The organism is Streptomyces durbertensis (genome assembly GCF_014156695.1).
GTDB lineage: Bacteria > Actinomycetota > Actinomycetes > Streptomycetales > Streptomycetaceae > Streptomyces > Streptomyces durbertensis.
In genome coordinates this window covers 1-2,094 of sequence record NZ_WMLF01000652.1, presented here as the reverse complement: position 1 = coordinate 2,094, position 2,094 = coordinate 1, and the positions used below count along the sequence as shown (strand labels likewise).

Here is a 2,094-nt window from a genome sequence, read left to right as displayed (position 1 = left end):
GGCGTCGACCGCCCTGCCCGGGGGCCCGCCGACGAGCGCCCCGTCGGCCGGGCAGTCGACGTCTCCCGACCTGTCCGTCACCCCCACGAGGAAGGCACCCGCCATGTCACCTGACGACCCGCTGCTGAAGATCCTGGTCTGCCCGCTCGACAAGGGCGAGCTCCTGCTGCTCGAAGGCGGCGACGCGCTCTACAACCCCCGGCTGCGCCGCCGCTACCCCGTCGTCGACGACATCCCGCAGCTCCTCCCCTCCTCGGGTGAGCCCGTGAGCGAGGAGGACCACACGCGCTACTGCGACCGGGTCGGCACGCCGTGACCCTGGCCGCCCGGGTCGGCGCCCGGCTGCCCCCGGCACTGGTCGCGCGGACCGCCTCCGCCGTGTACCCGCGCTTCGAACCCGAACTGCGGCGCTTGGCCGACTTCTGCCCGCCCGGCGGCACGGCCGTCGACATCGGCGGCTGGTACGGGCCGTGGACCCGTCGGCTGGCCCGTCGCGTCGAGCAGGTGGTCACCATCGAGCCCGTGCCGCACCTGGCCCGGCTGCTGCACGCCACCACCGGCGACAACGTCCGCGTCGTCCAGGCCGCCGCCACCGACCACACCGACGGCGCCACGCTCTGGCTGCCGCCCGGCGGCCGGGGCGACCAGGGTGTCTCCTCCCTGGTCCGCCGCGACGACCTGCACGGCACGCGGATCGACGTGGCGAGCGTGCGGCTGGACACCCTGGAGCTGACGGACGTCCGCCTGGTCAAGATCGACGTGGACGGCAGCGAGGAGGCGGTGCTGCGCGGGGCGCGGGAGACCGTCGCCGCCTGCCGGCCGTCGCTCTTCGTCGAACTGGAGGTGCGCATCCAGCCGACTGCGCCGGTCGTCGAGCTGCTCGCGGAGTGGGGTTACACCGGCTGGGTACTGCCGGACCGCGACTGGGTGCCGCTGCGGGACTTCGACCTCGCCCGCCACCAGCGGCTCACCGGGCACGTCGCCGAACACGGCCTGCTGCGCCGGGCCCTGCGCCCGCGACCGCGCTACGTGAACTCCGTCCTCTTCCTGCCGGCGGGCCTACGGCCCGGGGGCCTCGCGAACAGCCCACCACAACTCCGCCGACCCTGACCCCGCCCGGCGCACCGGGACTGACCGCGTCGCGTGTCCGCGTGCCGGGGCCCGCAGGTCGGACCCGAGCCGGAATCACCAACGGCGGGGTACCGCACGCCGGATCCGCGCGGTACCCCGCACGACAGGAAGCCAACCGACGGAGCCCACGCCGACGGCCCGCGTGCCGGGCCCCTTCGGGAATCCGTGGCCTCCGGGGTCCGCACGGCAGGATCCGCGCCGGAGTCTGCCCGGGGAGAGTCGCAGGGTGGGGTCCGCACCGCACGTCCCTCACAACGAGATTCCGCACGCCGAGATCCACGCCGCAGATCCGTGCGGTGAGAGGCCGCCCACGCCGCACGTCCGCACGGCAAGAGCCCGCGTGGGGATCCGGCGGGATCACCGCAGCAGATCGCACGAGGGTCGGCGCGCCGGGGTCGCACCGGAGGTGCACGTCAGAGGGCCGCCGCGCCGCGTTCGCGTAGCGCCGTCGCGTACCGCTGGAGGACCCACAGCTCCTGCCACAGCGGCGCCGACCGCTCGTTCGCGCCCTGCGCGTCCAGCCGCCGGGCCGTGCCCTCGATCTCCGCCGAGCGGGCCCTGACCGCCGCCAGGCGGACCGCCACCAACTGCTGCCCGGCGTACGCCTCGTCGGGCTCCCCGCCGCCGGGGCACCGCAGCGCCTCCACCGCGAGTTCCGTGATCAGCTTGCGGACGGTGTCGTCGGGCGCGGCGTCCAGCACCCGGGACAGGAAGTCCGAGCCCGCCGCCTCCGTGCCGCCGGCCGCCTCGACGGTCGTGCGGACCAGCGCGTACGGCTCGGCGGTGAACTCGTCGGCGCCGAACGCGTCGAACACCGGCGACACCAGCTGCGGGTACTGGAGCGCCACCTTCAGCAGCTCACGCTCGACCAGCTGGCCCGGCCGGCGCAGATGCAGCGGCGGCCCGCTGATCCGGGGCGCGGCGGGAGCCGGCGGACCGGCTGGCGCCGCCGACCTCCCGGAC

Annotated in this window: 3 protein-coding genes; 2 read left to right on the top strand and 1 reads right to left on the bottom strand. The window is 75.6% G+C overall.

The genetic code is table 11. The features are described 5' to 3' along the window. The first annotated feature begins 103 nt into the window (after positions 1–103). Both GL263_RS25545 and GL263_RS25540 read left to right on the top strand, forming a co-directional pair. Positions 104–316, top strand: a complete 213-nt coding sequence (locus tag GL263_RS25545; RefSeq protein WP_182858111.1) for a Trm112 family protein — start codon at positions 104–106, stop codon at positions 314–316. After that, positions 313–1,110, top strand: coding sequence for an FkbM family methyltransferase (locus GL263_RS25540; protein WP_182858110.1), 798 nt, complete (start codon positions 313–315; stop codon positions 1,108–1,110). Before GL263_RS25545 ends, GL263_RS25540 begins: the two co-directional genes overlap by 4 nt. A gap of 434 nt (positions 1,111–1,544) precedes the next feature. Here the strand turns inward: GL263_RS25540 and dnaG are convergent. Further along, positions 1,545–2,094: DNA primase (dnaG, locus tag GL263_RS25535; protein WP_500294578.1), on the bottom strand; the 550-nt coding region annotated here is incomplete at its 5' end.